The following is a 17,401-nucleotide window of genomic DNA, read 5'->3' on the forward strand; positions in this document are numbered from 1 at the left end:
CCGATGTGCGGCTGCCGCCGCGTGGGCGCGATCAACCACGACGAACCCGCATGCACCCGCCCGTCGTGTCACTCCGCCAGTTCCGCGACACCCGTGATCCGGTGGAGGGGATACGTCCGCACCTCGTCGGCAGTGTGGTCGTACGCGGTGACGAACCCGCCCTCGACCCGAATCGGGGCGATGACCCGCTGACTGGCGGCCCCCTCCGCGTTGACGTACCCGATCCACAACGTGTCGTTGGTGAGAACGGCGGCCTGAAGGGTGGCCAGGGTGTCCGCGGCGGTGGTGCGGGGCAACTCGCCCGGCGCCGCGCCCGCCGCCTCACCGCCGGCCGGCTTACGCGGCGCCGTGGCGGCCAGATCACCCGCGCGGACGGCGCGGATCGCCGCCGCGAGCAGCGTGTCGTCCGGGACGGGAGGCCCGTCCGGCACCGGCTCCGGGGGCGTACGCGGCGGCGTGCGGCGGGCGTCGGCGCGGGCGATCAGCACGTCACCCTCGGCGGACTCGGCGGCCGGCGCGAAACCCATCGCGCGCAGCCCCTCCAGCAGCCCCGCCGGATCGGTCCGCGCGGCCAGCACGGTCGGGGCGAGCCGGCGCAGGCCCAGCCCGGCGGCCCGCTTGTCGGCCATGATCTCGTTGAGCACCGCGTCGTCGTCGCAGCGCACGTACGCCGAGGCGGCGCCCACCCGCAGATGACCGTGCCGACGGGCCACGTCGTCGATGAGGTAGGCCAGCGGCTGCGGCACCGGGGTGCGGGACCGCGCGGCGAGGAAGGCGTGCAGCTCGGCGGCCGACTGCCCGGCGTCCAGGGCGCGCCGCACCGAGCCGGGCGTGAACCGGTAGACGGTCGCGCCACCCTTCGACTCCACGTCCGCGAGGACCCCCAGCATGTCGGCGAGCGGCCGCTCCAGCGGTCCCGGCGCGACCGCCGTCAGGTCGGCCTGGAGCAGCACATGGTCCAGCGGCTCGGGCAGCAGGGGCTCCAGCAGCCGGGCGGCGGCCGCGGCGGCGCCCGCCTGCTCGGCGGGGGAGAGGGCGGGCGGCGGCGGGGCCGGCCGGTGGTGCACGGGCAGCTTGTCGCCCGGACCCGTGGGCTCCGCCTCCTTCGGACGGCGGGGCGCGGGTGCGCCGATCAGCGCGCGTCCGTGGGCGGCGAGGGCGCCGCGCCCGGTGACGCCCAGCATCTCGGCCTCGGCGAGCGTCCAGCGGGCCAGCCGGGACCGCAGGTCGTCGCCGTCCCCGCCGGTGCCGCGCCCGCCGTCGCCCGGATACCCCGGCGCGCCGTAACCGCCCGTGCCCGCGCGGACCGCCGTGCCCCGCGCCCCCTCGGCGGCCTGCCCCTGCGCCCTGCGGACGCCCGCGGGAGCCGCGCCACCGGTGCGCACCACCCGCGGGGGCCGCTCCCAGCGCAGGCGGGCCAGCACCGACTCGGCGGCGGGCGCGGCCCCCTCCGGGAGCGCCGCCAGCAGGGTCAGCACCCGGTGCCGTACCTCCGGGGCGGCCGAGCGGTCCAGGCCCGGGCCGAGCGCGGACAGCGTGCGGTCCTTTGCGTCCCGCTCCCCGACCAGCCCCGGCGTGCGGGTCGCCGCGAGCCACGCCGTGGCCAGCCGCGCCCACCGCTCCCCGGCGGGCCGCTCCAGCCACTCGTCGTACGCCGGGGTCGCCGCGTACCGCTCGTCGGCCTCGCCGTCCGACGCCAGCAGCCCGGCCGCGTAGGTCAGTTCGACCCAGAAGGCGGCCACCGGCTCGGTCACGTCCAGGGCCACGGCGGTCCGCTTGAGGTCCCGCACGCTCAGCCCGCCGGCCCGCAGCACCGCAGGGCCGCCCTCGTGCCAGTCCTTCAGCAGCTCCTCGACCGTCGTCAGCGCCGTGTACGCCTGTCCGGCGGCCGTCGCGTCCACCACCTGGGGAGGGTGCGCGGTGGCCGCCTCCACGGGCGGCGGCACCGGTTCCGTCGTGCGGTGCGCCCGCCCGGCGCGCAGCCGCAGCGCCACCTCGCGCGGCAGCACCACCGTGCCGGGCGCCGTCGGCAGCAGCAGCCCGCGGTCCAGCAGCCAGCGCAGCCGGGCCGCCGGCTCGGCGGTGACCTGCCCGTACGGCGGCCCCCACACCAGCCGCTCCAGCACCTCCACCGACTCGCTCGGCGCCTGGTCCAGCAGCGCGGACATCCGCTTCGGGTCGTCGAAGAGACCGGTCAGCGCGGCCACGGCGGAGACCGGGTCGTGCGTCGACGGCAGCCCGGCCGTCGCCACGATCTCCTGGATCCGGCCCGGCGACATCCCCGCTGTCGCCTCCCGCACGGTGGGGCCCAGACCGGTGGGCGAGGGGTGCTGCGGGGACGGCGACAGCAGCTCGCGGGCGGTGCGGACCAGCCGCAGCCGGTCGTCGGGGCCCCACACCAGGGCCTGTTCGCGCAGCGCGCCGAGAGCGTGCGGCAGCGCGGCCGCCACCGCCGGGTCGCCGTCGTCGCCGGCCAGCAGCCCGAGCAGCTCGTCGTACGTCGCCGGGTCCGGCGCCACCGCGAGCGCCTGCGCGGTCTGCAGCGTGAACCGGTCGAGGCGCTCCAGCGCGCGGACCACCGAGGCGCGCGTGCCCGCGCGGGTGGCGAGCTGGGTGAGGTCCGTGGGTACGGGCGTGATGAGATCCGGCCGGCTGCGCAGGAGCGCGGCCAGGGAGACGTCGTCGCGCCCCCGGAGCGCCTCGGCGAGGGATCGGGGGGCCGCCGCGGGGTTCTCCTCGGTGCTCATCCGCCTCACGTTAGCGGGTGGGTACGTCCGTGGCGTGCCGGGAGTTGGGTCGGCCCGCCGCAGTCGCGATACCGTCGGGCGACGGTGTCCCGACGCATCCGTCCCGGAGGGGACTTCGTGGGTATCGAGAGTGACCAGGTCGTCTACGAGTATCTGAGCCGCGTCGGTGACGTGGCGCAGCAGCGGCAGTTGCCGTCGGCGGCGCGGATGCGGCTGGTCGCGGAGCTGCGCGACGAGATCGACCGGCGCCGCGCGAAGGCCGTGGTCGATTCGCCCGCCGCCGTCCGCCGCATCATCGCCCGCATGGGCACGCCGACCGAGGTGGTCGCCGCGGCCGAGGATTCCCCCGGTGCCGTCCCGGGCGCGTCGGAGCAGTCCGCGGCCGTGCCGGTGCAGCGTGAGCCGGAGCGGGGGGCGAAGGCGGGTGGTGGCACGTCCGGCGACGCGAAGTCGGGTGGCGCCAAGGCCGGTGGGGGCAGAGGCGGTGGGGGCCGGGGCGGTGGCGTGCTGCGCCGGGTCGTGCCCCGGCCCCGCCCGTCCGCGCCGCCGCCCACGCCCGCCCCCGCCGACGTGCCGTCACCGCCGCACCGGGCCGGTTCGGACGAGCTCGGCGACAGCGCGACCCAGCCCGACTGGTGGCGGGTGGACAACAGCCCGTTCGGGGCCGGGGACGAGGTGCCGGGTTTTGTGGGCGGCGTGGAGATCCCCGAGCTCCTCAAGCCGCCGCCGTCGGCGCGGGAGAAGCCCGCCGCCGAGGCGGCGCCCGCCGAGCCGGGTGCCCCGGCCGCTGCCGCCGGCGGGGCCGAGGCGGTGCCCGCGGTCCGGCGCCGCCGTCTGCTGCGCCTGCCGTCCGGCCGCTGGAGCAACCCCCTGCTGCTGGTCGCCGCCGCCTCCCTGGTCGTGGGTGCGGTGCTGGGCAACTGGTTCGCCCTGATCCTCGGCTGGCTCATCGCCTACGCCTCCCGCCGCCTCACCCGCGCGGAGGTCAAGGCGGCGGTGGTCGTCCTCCCCGGCCTGTCCCTCGTCGGCGGGATCGTGTGGATCTGGGGGCGGACGGCGGGGCGCTGGGGCGAGCCGATCGCCGAGGGACAGATGAACGGGGCTCTCGCCGAGACCTGGCCGTGGGTCATCCGCACGGCGGCGATCACCTCGGCGCTGTTCCTTCTGTGGCGGTCCCAACGCGAACGGTGAGGTGCGCTGTCGCCGGGCGTGCGCGTAGTCCCCGGCGCTCACGGGGTGCCGTCGCGCCCGCCCGTGCCGCCCCAGCGGCACGACTGCCCGCGGAGGGCGGGGGGAGCGCCCTTCAGGGGCGCGGGGAACTGCGCGACCGCCCGGTGGCGGCCGGCACCCGGCGTGCGAGGGCTCCCGGCACCCCGGTGGCCGTCGCGGCTACTGCGCAGCCCGGCGCTCACGGGGTGCCGTCGCGCCCGCCCGTGCCGCCCCAGCGGCACGACTGCCCGCGGTTGGCGGGGGCAGCGCCCACAGGGCGCCGGCCCGAGGCCGTTGGGGCGGTGGCGGACAATGGCGGGATGGTCAACACGAACACCCCCGCCGCGCCCACCGTCGGGTTCGATCTCGACATGACGCTCATCGACTCCCGGCCCGGGATCCGGGCCTGTTACCAGGCGCTCGCCGAGCGGACCGGGACGTACGTCGACGCCGATCTCGCGGTCAGCCGGCTCGGGCCGCCGCTGGTGGAGGAGCTGGTGCACTGGTTCCCGGCCGAGCGGGTCGAGGAGACGGCCGAGCTGTACCGGGCGATGTACCCGGAGTACGCGATCACGCCCACCCTCGCGATGTCCGGCGCCCGGGAGGCGATAGCCGCCGTGCGGGCGCGCGGCGGCCGGGCGATCGTGGTCACCGCGAAGTACGAGCCCAACGCCAAGCTGCACCTGGCGCACCTCGGCATCGAGCCGGACGCCGTGATCGGCGACCTGTGGGCCGAGCAGAAGGCGCTGGCGCTGCGCGAGCACGGCGCGTCCGTGTACGTCGGCGACCACACGGGCGACGTGCGCGGCGCGCGCACCGCGGGCGCGGTGTCGGTCGCCGTAGCCACCGGCCCGTGCGACGCCGCCGAACTGCGGGAGGCCGGCGCGGACACCGTTCTCGGTGACCTGACGGAATTCCCCCGCTGGTTTTCGGACTACTGCTCGGACAACTGACCGGAAACGGCACTCGCCCGCGCCCGGCGCCGCCCCGCAGCGGCGGAACGCAGTACGCCGGCCCCGGCGATGAGGAATCCGACGCCCATGAGCATGCTCAATCCGAACATGTACGTCGGAAAGGGCGTCGTGCCGAGGAACAGCGGGGCCACCGTGACCAGAGTGGCCACGGCGCCGACGAAGAAGACGATGGCGCCGGCACGGACCAGGCCGTCACCGGGCGCAGCGGAATTCGCTTGGGTTTTGTCACGCACCGGACCAGGGTAGTTCCCTGCGCGAAGGAACAACCCGGTGACGTCTTGTCACCGGCCTGAAGACCATTAGCCTTGGTACCGGCGGGTCATCGGGCCCGCCCGAGTGCTATCAAGAGCCGTTTTCCGATGCAGTTTTCCCGACGAGTACGAGGACGAGGACAGACGTGCCTACCGGCAAGGTCAAGTGGTTCAACAGTGAGAAGGGCTTCGGCTTTCTCTCCCGTGACGACGGCGGTGACGTCTTCGTGCATTCCTCGGTCCTCCCCGCCGGAGTCGAGGCCCTGAAGCCGGGCCAGCGCGTGGAGTTCGGCGTGGTCGCCGGACAGCGCGGCGACCAGGCCCTCTCCCTGACCATCCTGGATCCGACCCCGTCGGTCGCGGCCGCCCAGCGCAAGAAGCCCGACGAACTGGCGTCCATCGTGCAGGACCTCACGACCCTGCTCGAGAACATCACGCCGTCGCTGGAGCGTGGCCGTTACCCCGAGCGCGCGGCCGGCAAGAAGATCGCCGGACTGCTCCGCGCGGTCGCCGACCAGCTCGACGTCTAGACCGCCGTCAGGGGAACCGCAGCGCGTCCGGGCCGAGGGGCGGAACCAGCCCCTCGGCCGCCGCGCGCGTGAGCAGCCCGCGTACGGCGGCGTACCCGTCCTCGCCGAGGTCGGCGGTGAACTCGTTCACGTACAGCCCGATGTGCTGGTCGGCGACGGCCGGGTCCATCTCCTGGGCGTGCTCCATGACGTACGGCCGCGAGGCCTCCGGGTCGTCCCAGGCCGTCCGCACGGACGTGCGGATCGCGTCCGCGAGCCGGGTCAGTGTCTCCGCGCCGAGCGAGCGCCGGGCGAGGATCGCGCCCAGCGGGATCGGCAGCCCCGTGGTGTTCTCCCAGTGCTCGCCCATGTCCGCGAGCTTGTGCAGCCCGTAGTTCTGGTACGTGAAGCGCGCCTCGTGGATGACGAGGCCGGCGTCGACCTTCCCGTCCCGCACGGCCGGCATGATCTCGTGGAACGGCATCACCACGATCTCCCCGACGCCGCCGGGCACCACGTCCGCCGCCCACAGCCGGAACAGCAGGTACGCCGTCGACTTCTCGCTCGGCACCGCGACCGTCCGCCCGGTCAGGTCCGCACCGGCCTCGCGGGTCAGCACCAGCGGCCCGCAGCCCCGGCCCAGCGCGCCCCCGCAGGGCAGCAGCGCGTACGCGTCGAGGACGTACGGCAGCACCGCGTACGACACCTTCAGCACGTCCAGTTCGCCGCGCTCGGCCATGCCGTTGGTGATGTCGATGTCGGCGAAGGTGACGTCGAGGGCGGGCGCGCCGGGGACGCGGCCGTGGGCGAGGGCGTCGAAGACGAAGGTGTCGTTCGGGCAGGGCGAGTAGGCGATCCGCAGCTGCTGCTGCTCAACGGTGGTCATGCCGGTTCCAACTCTCCAATACGGGCGCGAGCTTCCCGAAGCCCGCGGTGAGGGCGGCCAGGGCGTCGCCGATGCGCCAGGCGGCGCGGTCGCGCGGGCCGACCGGGTTCGACACCGCCCGCACCTCGAGCACGGGCACGCCGTGCGCGGTGGCGGCCTCGGCGACGCCGAAGCCCTCCATGGCCTCGGCGAGCGCACGCGGATGGCGGGCGCGCAGCGTGTCGGCGCGGGCGGCGGTGCCGGTCACCGTCGACACGGTGAGCACCGTTCCGGTGCGCGCGCCGGACGCGGTGGCGGCGGCCCGGACCAGGGTCTCGGGCGGGCGGTGGGTGACGGTGCCGAAGCCGAGGCCGGTGACCGGCAGGAAGCCGTCGGCCGTCTCGGCACCCAGATCGGCCGCGGTGATCTCGTCGGCGACGACGAGGGACCCGAGGGGCGCGTGCGGCGCGAAGCCGCCGGCGATCCCCGCGGAGACGACGAGGCCGTAGGGCCGGCCGTCCAGGGCGGCGGCGGTCAGCGCGGTGGCCGTGGAGGCGGCGGCGAGCGCCGGACCGACCCCGGCGGCGAGCACGTCGGGCCCGCCGTCGGTCCGGTGCAGGACCGCGCCGGGCAGCTCGGCCTCCCGCACCGGCCCCGGGAACGCCTCGGCCACCGCGTCCCGCTCGACGGGGACCGCGGTGGCCACGAGAACGCGTACGAGGGACGTGATCAGTCCTCGTCCTTCTTCAGCCGGAAGGACCACAGACCGGTGGCCTCGTTCTCGCCACCCTCCTTGATCGACACCAGGGTCGAGTCGCCCTGGGCGCCGTACTGGGCGTTGAAGAACACGCTGCCCGGGATGGACTGGTAGGTCTTCTTCTTCATGGGATCGACGAGCGGCTGACCGTTCAGCAGGATCGTCCAGCCGTGCTTGGCGATGTCGGGGTCGACGCCGAAGCGGACGTTCTCCGTGGGGTCGACCTTGATCTCGTCGATGCCCTTGTCCTGGAGGCACTTGTTCAGGGCCTCGGTGGTCAGGGCCTTGCCCTCGCCACCACAGGTCGCCTCGGAGCTCACCGAGTCGCTGCCCACCGTGACGGTGGAGATCGGCGTCGGCTTGTCGCAGGCGGCCAGGACGAGCAGTCCGGCGGATACGGCGCCGGCGGCGGCGACGGCGCGGCGGCGTCGCACAGCGGATTGCAACGTGGTCATGGCCGAAGGCTATCGGGCAGGTGTGCCCCGCCCGCCACGTGGGGTACGGCGTGGCCCCCGGTTACGCCACACGCGGCCGCCCGGCCTGGCCATGCCGCGCCGAACGGAGCAGTCCGCGGACGGTGGTCAGCCAGCCCGTGGCGACGATCGCCGCGCCCACCGCCAGCCCCAGACCGCCGATCAGCGGCATCGCGATGCCGACCGCGCCGCCCAGCACCCACGCCATCTGGAGCAGTGTCTCCGACCGGGCGAAGGCGGACGTCCGCACCTGTTCGGGCACGTCCCGCTGGATCAGCGCGTCCAGCGACAGCTTGGCCAGTGCCTGCGCGAACCCGGCGACCGCCGCGAGACACGCCACCAGCACCGCGCCGAAGAACACCGCGGCCGTGATCGCCGCGCCCAGCACCACCGCCACCACCGTCACGATGATGATCTCCGGCGCGCGGGACCGCAGCCCCGCGCCGACCGCCGTGCCCAGCGCGTTGCCCGCGCCGGCCGCCACGCCGACGATGCCCAGCGACACCGCCGCGCTCTGCCCGGTCATCGGGTGCTCGCGCAGCAGGAACGCCAGGAAGAAGATCAGGAAGCCGGTGAGGCAGCGGATCGAGGCGTTGGCGGCCAGCGCGTGGGTGACGGCCGGGCCGACCGTGCGCAGCCCCGGTTTCTCCGTCTTGCGGTGCGGGCCGTGCAGATGCTGGTCGTCGGCGGCGAGCAGCGCCACGCTCTCGCCCTTGGCGGAGTCCACCTTCGGCGGCAGCCGGAACGACAGCAGCATCCCCGCCACGAACAGCACGAACGCCCCGTACAGCGGCCAGCGGGGCCCGACCTGCTGCAGCCCCGCGCCGATCGGGGCGGCGATCCCGGTCGCCAGCAGCCCGCCCAGGGTGACCCGGGAGTTCGCCTTCACGAGGGAGAAGGCGGGGGGCAGCAGTCTTGGTACGACCGCGCTTCTGACCACCCCGTACGCCTTGGAGGCCACCAGCACGCCCAGCGCGGCCGGGTACAGCTCGAGACCGCCGCTGACCACGGCACCGGACAGCACCAGCGCGAGCAGCGCCCGGGCGAGCATCGCGCCCGCCATGGCCGCCCGGCGGCCGTGCGGCAGCTTGTCGAGGAGCGGGCCGACGACGGGGGCGAGAAGCGTGAACGGCGCCATCGTGATCGCCAGGTACAGGGCGACGCGCCCGCGCGCCTCGTCGGTCGGGACGGAGAAGAACACGGTGGACGCCAGCGCCACGGTGATCATCACGTCGCCCGCGCCGTTCACCCCGTGCAGTTCGATCAGCTTGCCGAGGCCCGACTCGCCGGCGCCGTGCGCGTGGGTCACCTTGCGGATGCCGCGCGCGGTTCTGGTCACCGGGAACCGCAGGGCCCTGCCGAACGCGCGGAGACGGCCGCCCGCCCGGCCCGAACCGAGGCGGCGGCCGCGTCCCTTGCCCTTCTGGGGCCCACCGGTTCCGGTGGCGCCCTGGGGTGTCCTCGCGGTGGCCACGACGTCATAGTGCCCCGAGATGGCGGCGCGTAGTGCAGTAACACCGGGGACGGGGCCCGCCGTGCCGCTGTACGGCCGAACGCGCCGGTGCGCGCGGAGGCCGCCCGGGACGCCCCCCCGCCGCCCGGATTGACCGGCGCGCGCCGTTCCGTAACAACCGTCGGTGTAGGCCCAGCGCACGCGAGCAGGTAGCGTGCCTATCTCAGCCATCCCGCAGAATGGATGGTGGCGCGCCCGAGCACGTTGCGGCGCGGACGTCGACGCGGTCCCCCGGTCCGCTCCGTCCGCCCCCCGCGCTGGGAGTGGCGCACTCGTGAGACGGCGTAGGAGAGAAGCGATACCTGTGAGCGCAGCGACAACGCGAAGCCGCACCCCCGACCGTCTGTGCGCCGAGGCCGTCGACCTCGCCCGCGCCGCAGCCGAGGAGGCCGCCGCGCCCGGGGTCGTGGGCGAGCACGAGGGGCTGGTCTCCGAGGGCGACCGCGTCGTCACGCACTTCTTCGGGTGCCGTGAGCTCGGCTACCGCGGCTGGCGGTGGGCCGTCACCGTCGCCCGCGCCTCCCGCGCCAAGATCGTCACGGTCGACGAGGCCGTGCTGCTGCCCGGACCCGACGCGGTCCTCGCGCCCGAGTGGGTGCCGTGGAGCGAGCGGCTGCGCCCGGGCGACATGGGACCGGGTGACCTGCTGCCCACCGACGCGGACGACCTGCGGCTGGAGCCGGGCTACACCGGCGAGGACGAGCCGCCGCCGAACTCGGCGCTGACCGGCGACCTCGCGGACCTGGCGGAGGCCGAGGACGCCGAGGTCACCGAGGGCACCCCGGCCGAGCAGGCCGTCGCCCCGTCCCGCGGCTCGATCGCCGCGCTCGCCGAGGAACTGGGCATGCGCCGCGCCCGGGTCCTGTCCCGCTACGGCCTGCACGCCGCCGCCGACCGCTGGGAGGAGGCGTTCGGCGCCAAGACGCCGATGGCGCAGGCGGCCCCCGCGTCCTGCGACTCGTGCGGCTTCCTCGCCCCGATCGGCGGTTCGCTGGGCCAGGCGTTCGGCGTCTGCGCCAACGAGTTCTCCCCGGCCGACGGCCGCGTGGTCTCCCTGGCCTACGGCTGCGGCGGCCACTCGGAGGCCGCGGTCATGCCGAAGCCCCCGCAGCCGGCCCCGCCGGTCATCGACGAGACCCGCGTCGACCCCTTCCCCCTCCGCCCGTCCCCGGACTCCGGCTCGGTCCCGGCCACGGAGGACGAGTCATCGGCGGAACTGGGGCACTCTTAGCGGGCGACGGGTGGTGACGCCGCTCACCGGCGTCGCCACCCGCCTGTCACCTCACGCGCCGGCCACCACTTCCTCGGCCGTCGAGGCCGTGACGGCCCGACGCAGCCAGCGACTCAAGATCTCGGGGTCGTCGCAGCTGCCGATGCGCTCGCGGACGGCTTCGGACACGGTGAGGCCGCGTTCCGCGAGCACGGCCAGGACGTCCGCAGCGGCACGCCGAGCCTCACCTTGGGTGAGGGCTTCGTCCTGTACCTCTTTGCGGACTTCGTCGCGGACTTCGTCGCGGACTTCGTCGCGGACTTCTTTGCGTACTTCTTTGCGTACTTCTTCCGCGAGATAGGACTTGTAGAAGGAGAGGTCCACGGCCACCAGATTCCTCCAGAGGTTCTTCGCCGGGCGCTTGGCCAGGCCCTGTGCGGTGAATTCGATGAGGGGCTTCGCGATGTCTTCGGGTGCGTCCCGGAGCGCTGTGGACAGGGCCTTCAGTATCGCACCGACGTCCGGTTCGGCAGCATGAGTGATGGCCGCCAGGCTGGCCAGAACCAGGTCGGCGCGCGCTTCTTCCGGGTCCGTGATCACGGGCATGTTGTGCGGTCCGGCGACCAACGGCTGCACGGTGAGGGTAGGCAGTTGAGGTGGTCCGCAGCTCACCGGCTGCTGGGCCCACCTGGCCGTGGCGTGGTCCTGGCAGACGACCAGGAGAGCCGTGGGCAGCCGGTACTTCGTCCACAGGTACGCCGTGTAGTACGCCCAGCTCGCCGGCTTGTCCGGGTGCTTCTTGCCCTGGGCCTCGACGGCCAGGAGAAACGGCCCTCGATCGGCGGTTTCCAGGCGGAGGAGCGTGTCTACCCGGCGTTCGACCGGGTTGGTCTCCGTCAGGTCGGTGGGCAGCGCTGTCGCCTTCACCGGGGTGGGGATGTCGACTCCGAGGAAGCGGGAGACGCGGCTGAAGAGTCCGGGGTCGTGCTGAAAGATGCGGTGCATCGCCTCGTGGGGTGGACTGACCATGGGTTTCCTTGTGGCGTCAGCGGTGGGTGGTGGTTGCGGGGCGGCAGTCGCGGCAGTGGGTTTCCGTCTCCGGGGCGCGGAAGGCGCGGTCGCAGGTGTCGCAGGTGCGGAGCTTGTGGCGGAGGTAGCCGTGGTCTTCCAGTTCCCGCAGGGCGGCGGAGATGCGGGTGGTCCCCTCCTTGAAGCGGGCGGCCAGTGACTTGATGTCGGCCGGGGTGCCGGTGGGGAGGGACTGGATGTGGCAGCCGAGTCCGATCGCCAGCAGGGAGAGCTCCGGGTGCTGGGTGAGGTGGTTGCCGATCACCGTGAAGCGGGTGGTGTGGCGGGTGTTGTCGTGGATGACGCCGCCGGTGTGGTGACGCGATCGGGTCGGATCGCGGTCGGCGGCTGACTGGGCGCGCGAGGGCGCGTTAGGGTTTTGGGTATCCATCGGGAAGGGTCTTGCTTCCTTGGTGGTCAGGTCCTCGCCGGGACGGCAATCCTGGCGGGGGCCGAAGTCATTTTCGGGGTGTGCTGCGCTGAGCGTAGAGGTGCCGGGGGTTCGAAAATCCAGCTGAGCGGCTGATGTTCACCCGCCCGAGTGATCATGTCCCGTGGGCGGGAGGGGCGGGGCTTGGTGGGGTTCTTTCTCCCCGGGTTCTTGCTCGGTAAGGCGCCGACGGCACCGGAGCATCAAGTCCCGGGTTCCGGTGCCTCAGTGGTGGTCGGGCCGGTCCGGTGGGCGTACGCCGTGAGGCGGGTGGCGAACTCGGACGTCAGGGCGCGAAGTTCGTCAGGGGCCTCTATGACGAAGGGGCGGTTCAGGGCGGCCAGGACGGGCGGGAGCCAGTCCAGGCGTTCCGCGCGGATCGCGACCCGCTGCCATCCCGGCCCGTCCTCCTCCAGGGTCGCGACGGTCGCGGGCAGGTGGGCGCGGATGTGTTCGGGCGTCGTCCGGACGCGCACGGTCACCTCGTACCGGTACGCGGCCGTGGCGAAGGCCGTCACCACCCGTTCCGCCGGGTCCAACCCCTCCGGCGCCTCGAACGTGCCGGGCAGGGTGCGCACGTCCGCGATGCGGTCCAGCCGGAACGTGCGGTCCTCGTCGCGTTCCGCGTCCTTGCCGGTGACGTACCACCGGCCCGCGTGCGCCACGATCCCGTACGCGTGCAGCGTGCGGTCGCTGCGGCGCCCCTCGCGGTCGGTGTAGCGCACCGAGACCGGCCGGCGGTGGTGCACCGCGTCGGCCAGGGTGAGCAGCACTCCCGCGTCCGGGCTCGCGAACTCCCCGGGCTGCTCGGTGAACGACAGGGACTCCAGCAGGGTGTCCAGCCGCCGGGCGAGGTGCCGGGGGAGCACGCGCCGGATCTTCGCCGCCGCCGTCTCGTTCGCCGTGCGCTGCGCCGTCGTCAGCCCCATCCTGCGCCCGGCCACCAGGCCGAGCAGCACGGCCAGCGCCTCCTCGTCGCCGAACATCAGCGGAGGTACCCGGTAACCGGGTCCGAGGCGGTACCCGCCGTAGCGCCCGCGCACCGACTCCACCGGCACGTCCAGGTCGATCAGCTGGTCCACGTACCGCCGCACGGTCCGCCCGTCGACGCCGAGCCGGCCGGCCAGTTCGGCCACCGTCCGGGTGCCGCCGGACTGCAGCAGCTCCAGCAGGGTCAGTACACGGGCGGCGGGTCGGGCCATGCGCACAAAGCTACTGCGGATACCGGGCCGATCCTGTCCGCTATTGCTCCTACCGTCGGCCGTGCACGCCATCCGTACGGCCGAGGAGTTCCCCTATGCAGTTCGCTTCCGTCCGCATCATCACCGCCGACGTCGCGCGCCTCGTCGCGTTCTACGAGCGGGCCCTGGGCGTGACCGCGACCTGGGCCACGGAGCACTTCGCCGAGCTGAGGGCCGACGGCGCCACCCTCGCGATCGCCGGCACCGCCACCGTCCCGATGTTCGCCCCCGGCTCCGCCCGCCCGGCGGCCAACGACAGCGCGATCATCGAGTTCCACGTCGACGACGTGGACCGCGTCCACAAGGAACTCGGTGACTTCCTCACCGACGTCGTCAACGGCCCCACGACCATGCCCTGGGGCAACCGCTCCCTGCTGTTCCGCGACCCCGACGGCAACCTCGTCAACTTCTTCACCCGCTGACCCGCCCGCACCCGTCGTGTGTGTCCGGTCACTGTCCGGAGGTCGTCCGTAGCCGTCGGCGCCGTGCCCGCCGTTGACGCGGGCAGGGCGCCGGGGTGCGTCACGGATCCGAGGGAGAGGTGCGGCATGACGGCGGTGGAGGCGGAGCCGGGTCGGCACGACGACGAGGCGGACGAGCCGGGCTGGGAGGTCGACCCGGACGACGAGTGGGGCGTCGCGGTCATCACGACCGTGGGACGCCAGCTGAAGCTGCGCCGCGAGGCGGCGGGCCTGCGGGTGCCCGACTTCGGGCGGGCCGTCGGCTACGGCGAGGACATGATCTACAAGATCGAGGGCGGCAAGCGGATCCCTCGTCAGGAGTTCCTGGACCGGGCGGACGAGATCTTGCAGGCGGGCGGCCTCCTCTCGGCCGCGTGGGAGGACGTCAAGAAGGTCCGCTATCCCAAGACCGTGCGGGCCCTTGCCAAGTTGGAAGAACGGGCGGTCGAAATCGGCGTGTACGTGTGCACCAGCATCCACGGCCTGCTGCAGACCCCCGAACACGCTCGGGCGCTGTTCCGGGCGGCGCAGCCGCCATACGCCTCGGACGACGTGGAGCGGATGGTGGCCGCCCGCATGGCACGGCGCTCGGTGTTCGAGCGCGATCCGGCTCCCTCGATCAGCTTCGTGCTGGAAGAGGCGACGCTTCAAAGGGAGGTCGGAGGCACAATGGTGTGGCGACAACAGCTCGAACGCCTGCTGGACGTAGGGCGGTTGCACAACGTCACGCTTCAGGTGATGCCGACGAAGACCGAAGCCCACCCGGGGGTGGACGGCAGGATCGAAGTGCTGAAATTCGCGGACGGCACGGCGGTGGGGCGCTCCGACGGTGCGTTCAGCGGTCGGCCGACCTCCGATCCGAAACAACTGCGCATCCTGGAGCTGCGGTACAGCACCATTCGCGCGCAGGCGCTCTCGCCCCGGGAGTCGCTGGCCTTCATCGAGCACCTACTGCTGGGAGAAACATGAGCAGTGAGCTGAACTGGTTCAAGAGCAGTTACAGCGATGGCACCGACGGCAATTCCTGCGTCGAACTCGCCCTCACCCCCCGTACCGTCCACGTCCGGGACTCCAAGGACACCGCCGGCCCCCGGCTGGCCTTCGCCCCCGACGCGTGGGCGCGATTCGTCCCGTACGTGTCCGAGGGGTGATCGAGCTCTGCTCCGCCTGCTCCAGAGGCAGGCGGAACCGATCGTCTAAGTGAGCTCTCCGAGGAGGACGTCGCATCGATCCTCGTCGCAGTCCCGAGTTCCGGTTCGAGGGGTACGCGGCCTGATCCGGAACCGCGCCGAAGGGGGCGTTCTCGCCGTTGGGACGACGACGCGACCCCCGAGGCGGCCGTAGCCGACTCGGGGGTCGCGGGTTGCGGGGCCGTGCGTCAGAGGGAGACGCCGTGGCCGCGCAGGAAGGTCACGGGGTTGACGGCGGAGCCGTAGTTCGGGGTGGTGCGGATCTCGAAGTGCAGGTGGGGACCGCTGGAGTTGCCGGTGTTGCCGGACAGGGCGATCTTCTGGCCGGTCTTGACGACCTGGCCGACCTTCACCTTCACGGACGACAGGTGGGCGTACTGGGAGTACGTCTTGTTGCCGTGCTTGATCACGATGGCGTTGCCGTACGCGGGGCCGTCACCGGCGCCGTTGCCGCCGGCCTTGACGACGGTGCCGCCGTGGGCGGCCTTCACCGGGGTGCCGGTCGGGACGGCGTAGTCCTGGCCGGAGTGCTTGTGGGCCCACATGCCGCCGTTCGCCGCGAAGCTCGCCGACAGCGTGTAGTTCTTGACCGGGGAGACCCAGGACGGGGTGCTCTTCTTGGCGGCCTGGGTCGCCTTCTTCACCGCCGAGGCCTTCACGGCCTGCGTCTTCGCGGCCTCGGCCTGCGCGGCGGCCTGCGCCTGGACCGCGGTGGCGGTCGGCGCGGAGTTGCCGGAGGCGGCGACCGCGACTCCGGCTCCCAGGACGGCCGTGGAGCCCAGACCGGCGGCCAGGACGGCGGCGCGGGTGCGGGTGGCGGTCGTACGGGGGAAACGGGAGATGACGCGCTCGAACATCGAAACCTCATGGGGGAGGGGGCGGGGGGATGCCATCCGCGGAACAGGTCCGTGCCGCGCTGGCTGTTCCTTGGTAACCGGCGCCGCCCAAAAGCCGCAAAGGTGTGACCTACGACGAAACCTCGTAGATACGGCATGAGATGCACGTCTCTTGACGGAGCACCCTCTACGGGGCGAAACCCCCCATTTCAAGCTGATCGATCAGCCTTGTGCGGCATATGTCCGATTTTGAATCGGGCATTTCTTCACTATTCCGTCTAGTACACCCGGCGGACCCTGTGGAGCATGTCACCGGGCGCCCTCCAGGAATGTGGCGTGGGTCTCCGGCAATTCCCCCGGATTCAGCCGCCGAACAGCTCCAGCGACACCCAGAGGGCCACCGTCGACACCACGAGCCCGGCCGGAACGGTCGCCAGCCCCAGCAGGGTGAAGCGCAGCAGGCTCACCTCGTGGTCATGGCGGTGGACGATGCGGCGCCACAGCAGGGTGGCCAGCGAGCCCGCGTAGGTGAGGTTCGGGCCGATGTTCACGCCGAGCAGGACCGCGAGGACCGCGCCGGGGCCGGACGGCGCGGCCAGCGGGACCAGGGCGAGGACGGCGGGCAGGTTGTTGATCAGGTTGGCCAGCAGCGCCGCGAGACCGGCGACGGCCAGCAGGGAGAGCAGGCCGGTGCCGTCGGGCAGGACCGCGTCGAACGCGTCACCGAGCCCGTGGTCCAGGACCGCCCGGACCACCACCCCCAGGGCCAGCACGAACGCCAGGAACGGCAGGTCGGCCGCGCGCAGCAGCCGCAGCGGGCCGGTACGGCGGCGGGCCAGGGCACGCACCGCCATCACGGCCGCGCCGGCCGCCGCCGCCCACGCCGGGTCGACGCCCACCGCGGACGCCACGGCGAACCCGGCCAGCGTGGCCGCCACCGTGACCAGGGCGAACAGCGGCACCTCCACCCGTTCGTCCGCCGTGTCCGGGGCGGTCGGCTCCGCCGCGAGGTCGACCGCGAAGAAGCGGCGGAAGACGGCGTACTCCACGGCGATCGCCGCCAGCCACGGCAGCAGCATCAGCAGTGCGAAGCGGGTGAAGGTCAGCCCGGTGGCGGTGAAGGCGAGCAGATTGGTCAGGTTCGACACCGGCAGCAGCAGGGACGCCGTGTTCGACAGGTGCGCGCCCGCGTAGACGTGCGGGGCGGGCCGGGCGCCCATGCGGGTCGCCGTCGCGAACACCACCGGCGTCAGCAGCACCACCGTGGCGTCCAGGCTGAGCACCGCCGTGATCAGCGAGGCGAGCGCGAACACCGCACCGAGGAGCCGGCGCGGGCGGTGGCGCGACCAGCGGGCCATCCAGGTCCCGCAGGCGTGGAAGAGGCCCTCCTCGTCGCACAGCTTGGCGAGCACCAGGATCGCGGCGAGGAAACCGATCACCGGACCGAGCCGCTCGGCCTCCTCCCGCACCGCTTCCAGGCTGATCGCGCCCGTCGCGATCACGACCCCGGCGGCGGGCACCGCGAACGCCGCCTCCGGCCAGCGGAAGGGACGGACGACGGCACACACCAGCACCACGGCCAGCGCGACGACGGACAGCGATTCGAGCAGCACAGTGCTGATCATCCACACGATGCGGTGCCCCGCGGACACCGCGTCTCCGGGATG

The 17,401-nt window shown here is 73.4% G+C and carries 18 protein-coding genes; 7 read left to right on the forward strand and 11 right to left on the reverse strand.

Going from position 1 to position 17,401, the window contains the following annotated elements; translation table 11 throughout:
- Positions 1-68: 68 nt before the first annotated feature.
- Positions 69-2,747 carry a helicase-associated domain-containing protein gene (locus B100_RS0109355; RefSeq protein ID WP_024884179.1) on the reverse strand — a complete coding sequence of 893 codons (2,679 nt, stop codon included), beginning with the start codon at positions 2,745-2,747 and terminating at the stop codon, positions 69-71.
- Positions 2,748-2,864: 117 nt separating this feature from the next.
- Here B100_RS0109355 and B100_RS0109360 point away from each other — a divergent pair, with 117 nt between their 5' ends.
- The gene (locus tag B100_RS0109360; RefSeq protein ID WP_024884180.1) at positions 2,865-3,938 is read left to right on the forward strand and encodes a membrane protein; all 1,074 of its coding nucleotides are present in this window, start codon (positions 2,865-2,867) and stop codon (positions 3,936-3,938) included.
- Positions 3,939-4,276: 338 nt separating this feature from the next.
- Positions 4,277-4,909 carry an HAD family hydrolase gene (locus tag B100_RS0109365; RefSeq protein ID WP_024884181.1) on the forward strand — a complete coding sequence of 211 codons (633 nt, stop codon included), beginning with the start codon at positions 4,277-4,279 and terminating at the stop codon, positions 4,907-4,909.
- On the opposite strand, the gene B100_RS0109370 is transcribed toward B100_RS0109365, so the two are convergent.
- Positions 4,891-5,163: a hypothetical protein gene (locus B100_RS0109370; RefSeq protein WP_024884182.1), complete on the reverse strand. Its 273-nt coding sequence runs from the start codon at positions 5,161-5,163 to the stop codon at positions 4,891-4,893. The genes B100_RS0109365 and B100_RS0109370 overlap by 19 nt on opposite strands.
- Positions 5,164-5,327: 164 nt before the next feature.
- Here B100_RS0109370 and B100_RS0109375 point away from each other — a divergent pair, with 164 nt between their 5' ends.
- Positions 5,328-5,711 carry a cold-shock protein gene (locus B100_RS0109375; protein WP_004929962.1) on the forward strand — a complete coding sequence of 128 codons (384 nt, stop codon included), beginning with the start codon at positions 5,328-5,330 and terminating at the stop codon, positions 5,709-5,711.
- A gap of 7 nt (positions 5,712-5,718) precedes the next feature.
- Here the strand turns inward: B100_RS0109375 and B100_RS0109380 are convergent, their stop codons facing one another.
- The 4 genes from B100_RS0109380 to B100_RS0109395 form a co-directional block, all read right to left on the reverse strand.
- Positions 5,719-6,576 (reverse strand): 1,4-dihydroxy-6-naphtoate synthase, encoded by an 858-nt coding sequence (locus tag B100_RS0109380; RefSeq protein WP_024884183.1) that lies wholly within the window; start codon positions 6,574-6,576, stop codon positions 5,719-5,721.
- Positions 6,563-7,261 carry a futalosine hydrolase gene (locus B100_RS0109385; protein WP_024884184.1) on the reverse strand — a complete coding sequence of 233 codons (699 nt, stop codon included), beginning with the start codon at positions 7,259-7,261 and terminating at the stop codon, positions 6,563-6,565. Before B100_RS0109385 ends, B100_RS0109380 begins: the two co-directional genes overlap by 14 nt.
- 23 nt (positions 7,262-7,284) lie before the next feature.
- Positions 7,285-7,746: a hypothetical protein gene (locus tag B100_RS0109390; RefSeq protein ID WP_024884185.1), complete on the reverse strand. Its 462-nt coding sequence runs from the start codon at positions 7,744-7,746 to the stop codon at positions 7,285-7,287.
- Between the two features lie 82 nt (positions 7,747-7,828).
- The gene (locus tag B100_RS0109395; RefSeq protein ID WP_024884186.1) at positions 7,829-9,259 is read right to left on the reverse strand and encodes an MFS transporter; all 1,431 of its coding nucleotides are present in this window, start codon (positions 9,257-9,259) and stop codon (positions 7,829-7,831) included.
- Positions 9,260-9,602: 343 nt separating this feature from the next.
- Between B100_RS0109395 and B100_RS0109400 the strand changes: the two genes are divergently transcribed.
- A complete protein-coding gene (locus B100_RS0109400; RefSeq protein ID WP_024884187.1) occupies positions 9,603-10,529 on the forward strand; it encodes a DUF3027 domain-containing protein in 927 nt (308 codons plus the stop codon).
- A gap of 51 nt (positions 10,530-10,580) precedes the next feature.
- On the opposite strand, the gene B100_RS0109405 is transcribed toward B100_RS0109400, so the two are convergent.
- From B100_RS0109405 to B100_RS0109415, 3 genes are all read right to left on the reverse strand, one after another.
- On the reverse strand, positions 10,581-11,537 hold the full coding sequence (locus B100_RS0109405) for a hypothetical protein (protein ID WP_024884188.1): 957 nt from the start codon (positions 11,535-11,537) through the stop codon (positions 10,581-10,583).
- Positions 11,538-11,553: 16 nt separating this feature from the next.
- Positions 11,554-11,967: a helix-turn-helix domain-containing protein gene (locus tag B100_RS33805; RefSeq protein ID WP_024884189.1), complete on the reverse strand. Its 414-nt coding sequence runs from the start codon at positions 11,965-11,967 to the stop codon at positions 11,554-11,556.
- 242 nt (positions 11,968-12,209) lie between these two features.
- Positions 12,210-13,208, reverse strand: coding sequence for a helix-turn-helix transcriptional regulator (locus tag B100_RS0109415; RefSeq protein ID WP_024884190.1), 999 nt, complete (start codon positions 13,206-13,208; stop codon positions 12,210-12,212).
- A 95-nt stretch (positions 13,209-13,303) separates the two neighbouring features.
- Between B100_RS0109415 and B100_RS0109420 the strand changes: the two genes are divergently transcribed.
- The 3 genes from B100_RS0109420 to B100_RS0109430 all read left to right on the forward strand — a co-directional run bounded on the left by B100_RS0109420 (position 13,304) and on the right by B100_RS0109430 (position 14,859).
- On the forward strand, positions 13,304-13,669 hold the full coding sequence (locus B100_RS0109420; protein ID WP_024884191.1) for a VOC family protein: 366 nt from the start codon (positions 13,304-13,306) through the stop codon (positions 13,667-13,669).
- A gap of 126 nt (positions 13,670-13,795) precedes the next feature.
- Positions 13,796-14,677 carry a Scr1 family TA system antitoxin-like transcriptional regulator gene (locus B100_RS0109425; protein ID WP_024884192.1) on the forward strand — a complete coding sequence of 294 codons (882 nt, stop codon included), beginning with the start codon at positions 13,796-13,798 and terminating at the stop codon, positions 14,675-14,677.
- Positions 14,674-14,859, forward strand: a complete 186-nt coding sequence (locus tag B100_RS0109430; protein WP_024884193.1) for a DUF397 domain-containing protein — start codon at positions 14,674-14,676, stop codon at positions 14,857-14,859. Before B100_RS0109425 ends, B100_RS0109430 begins: the two co-directional genes overlap by 4 nt.
- Before the next feature lie 227 nt (positions 14,860-15,086).
- Here the strand turns inward: B100_RS0109430 and B100_RS0109435 are convergent, their stop codons facing one another.
- A complete protein-coding gene (locus B100_RS0109435) occupies positions 15,087-15,755 on the reverse strand; it encodes a M23 family metallopeptidase (protein ID WP_024884194.1) in 669 nt (222 codons plus the stop codon).
- 341 nt (positions 15,756-16,096) lie between these two features.
- A complete protein-coding gene (locus tag B100_RS0109440; RefSeq protein ID WP_024884195.1) occupies positions 16,097-17,359 on the reverse strand; it encodes an SLC13 family permease in 1,263 nt (420 codons plus the stop codon).
- Between the last annotated feature and the right edge of the window lie 42 nt (positions 17,360-17,401).

It is taken from the genome of Streptomyces sp. CNH189 (assembly GCF_000527195.1).